Annotated in this window: 1 protein-coding gene and 1 pseudogene; both read left to right on the top strand. The window is 64.5% G+C overall.

The genetic code is table 11. The annotated features are described in order from the left end of the window. Positions 1-656, top strand: a pseudogene (locus tag JOZ79_RS09975) (alanine racemase); the annotation flags it as partial. Between the two features lie 417 nt (positions 657-1,073). Further along, a complete protein-coding gene (gene ltrA / locus JOZ79_RS09980) occupies positions 1,074-2,564 on the top strand; it encodes a group II intron reverse transcriptase/maturase (RefSeq protein ID WP_366514813.1) in 1,491 nt (496 codons plus the stop codon). Positions 2,565-2,698: the final 134 nt, after the last annotated feature.

The following is a 2,698-nucleotide window of genomic DNA, read 5'->3' on the forward strand; positions in this document are numbered from 1 at the left end:
CCGCGGCAGCGCTCGCGCGACGCATCGCGGATGCGCCGAGCCTGACGTTTCGCGGGCTGCAGGCCTATCACGGCCGCGCGCAGCATCTGCCGAGCCATCAGCAGCGCGCGCAGGCGATCGCGTCCGCGGTCGATGCGGTGCGCGAGACGCTCGAGGCGCTGAAGGCCGAGAACCTCACCTGCGAGATCGTAGCCGGCGCCGGCACCGGCACCTTCGCATTCGAGGCGGAGAGCGGCGTCTATAACGAGCTGCAGGTCGGCTCCTACGTGTTCATGGATACCGATTACGCCAAGATCGGCGGCAAGGATGGCGGGCTCTATACTGCGTTCGAGCACAGCCTGTTCGTGCTCGCAACGGTGATCAGCACGCCGACCGCCGAGCGCGACATCGTCGATGCGGGGCTCAAATCCTACAGCGGCGAAAAAGGTCCACCCTGGGTGCATGCGTTGGAGGATGTTCAAGTCACCGGCATGTCGGATGAGCACGGCAAGCTCGTGCTCGGCCCGAAGGCCAAGCCGCTACGGCTGGGCGACAAAGTGTGGTTGATCCCCGGTCATTGCGATCCGACCGTCAACCTGCACGACTGGTATGTCGGCGTGCGCCATGGGCGCGTCGAGGTGCTGTGGCCGATCAGCGCGCGCGGCGCGGCGACTTGAGCCGTAGAGTGGGCAAAGGGTGCGCCAGGAAGTTGGCGCGATCAGCTGGTGGAAGTCCAGCCCAGGTAGGGCGTAGCGAGCCGCCTGGAAGCGAGTGTTGCGCGAGTCCGTCGGTAACGGCGGCCGCGAAGCGTACACAGCTGCTGCGTGGGGTGTGTGATTGAGCCCCGAAATTCCCATTTCGCTGGAGCGGAGGTTGTCCTTTGCTGCCGAACGCCACATGAGCAACGCCGTCATGCGAGGCATTGCCATCCAGCCGGGGTCGAAGAGCCCATCACGCGCAGAAGGATCGCGTCGGAACCTGGGAGATCCCGCGTCTGACCATCAGCTGATGAAGCCGGCGGTCCGCATCGGGAAGGCGAGGAGCCGAAGCCGATGATGCACGGAAGCGGGAAGTCGGACGAGGCCATAGTAGCTGTGAAGCCGGCGAACGAAGCGGAGCAATCCGCCGAGGAGCCGGTGGAGCGAAGGGCTGAGGCCGAGGGGAATGCGGGCCAGCAAAGCACGTCCCGGGCACAGAGCCGGGAAGACGCGTCACAGGCGCTGGAACGCATACGGAAAGCAGCAAGGGAAAGGAAAGAGGAGAAGTTCATCTCGCTCCTCCACCACATCGACACCGAACGGCTCGTGGCGGCGTTCTACGAACTCAAGGCGAACGCCGCGCCGGGGACGGACGGGCTGACATGGCGGGACTACGAGCAAGACCTCGAACGCAAGATCGAGGACCTGCATGCTCGCATCCATCGAGGAGCGTACCGGGCGTTGCCATCACGGCGTGTGTACATCCCCAAGCCGGATGGCGGCCAGCGTCCGCTCGCGGTCGCTGCGATCGAGGACAAGATCGTCCAACGCGCCGTGGCCGAGGTGCTGAACGCGATCTACGAGGAAGACTTCCTCGGGTTCTCGTACGGCTTCCGGCCTGGGCGCAGCGCACACGATGCGATGGATGCTCTCGTCGTCGCGATCGAAAGCAAGAAGGTGAACTTCATACTGGACGCCGACATCCGGTCATTCTTCGACACGGTGGACCACGCGTGGCTCATCCGCTTCGTCGAACACCGGATTGGCGACCGGCGCGCGATCCGCCTGATCCAGAAATGGCTCAAGGTGGGCGTTCTGGAAGATGCACAGGTGCTGGCGAGCGAGCAGGGGACGGCGCAAGGAGCGGTGATCTCGCCGCTGCTTGCCAACATCTACCTGCACTATGCCCTCGACCTATGGGCCGAGCGCTGGCGACAGCACGAGGCATCGGGCGACGTAATCATCGTGCGCTATGCCGACGACTTCATCGTCGGCTTCCAGCACGAGGGCGATGCTCGCCGCTTCCTGGACGCATTGCGCAAGCGGTTAGCGGAGTTCGCGCTGGCACTGCATCCTGAGAAGACCCGGCTGATCGAGTTCGGCCGCTTTGCGGAACAAAACCGCAGACGGCGCGGGCTCGGAAAGCCGGAGACCTTCAACTTCCTGGGCTTCACCTTCATCAGCGGCAGATCGCGACGCGGCAAGTTCCTGGTCAAGCGGAAGTCGCGACGCGACCGCATGCGGGCGAAACTTACGGAGATCAAGCAGGCACTGCGCCGGCGCATGCATCAGTCGATCTCCGTGCAGGGGAGATGGTTGATGCAGGTCGTGCGCGGCTACTTCAACTATCACGCGGTGCCGACCAACAGGCAGGCACTCGTGACCTTCCGCGACGAGGTCGCCAAGCGATGGCGGCGGCTACTGAGCCACCGCAGTCAAAAGGGCACCCTCTCATGGAAGCGGATGAAGCCGATTGCCGACGCCTGGCTCCCCGAACCAACTATCCTCCATGCCTGGCCCCGACAGCGCTTCGCCGTCACTCACCCGAGGTGGGAGCCGTATGCGGGAAAGCCGCACGTACGGTTCTGTGCGGGGGGCGCTCAGTAATGAGCGTCCCTACCGCGACCGTCGGAGCTCGCGCCGGACGCAAGGCCGGCGCCGCCTCCTCGCAATGACGGAACCGTAGAGTTTCGCCGAATTGCGAGTCAGACCGTCAGCCTCACGCCCCGTGCCAGAATTGA

The sequence above is a fragment of the Sphingomonas sp. genome, assembly GCF_019242355.1.
In the GTDB taxonomy this organism is placed as follows: domain Bacteria; phylum Pseudomonadota; class Alphaproteobacteria; order Sphingomonadales; family Sphingomonadaceae; genus Sphingomicrobium.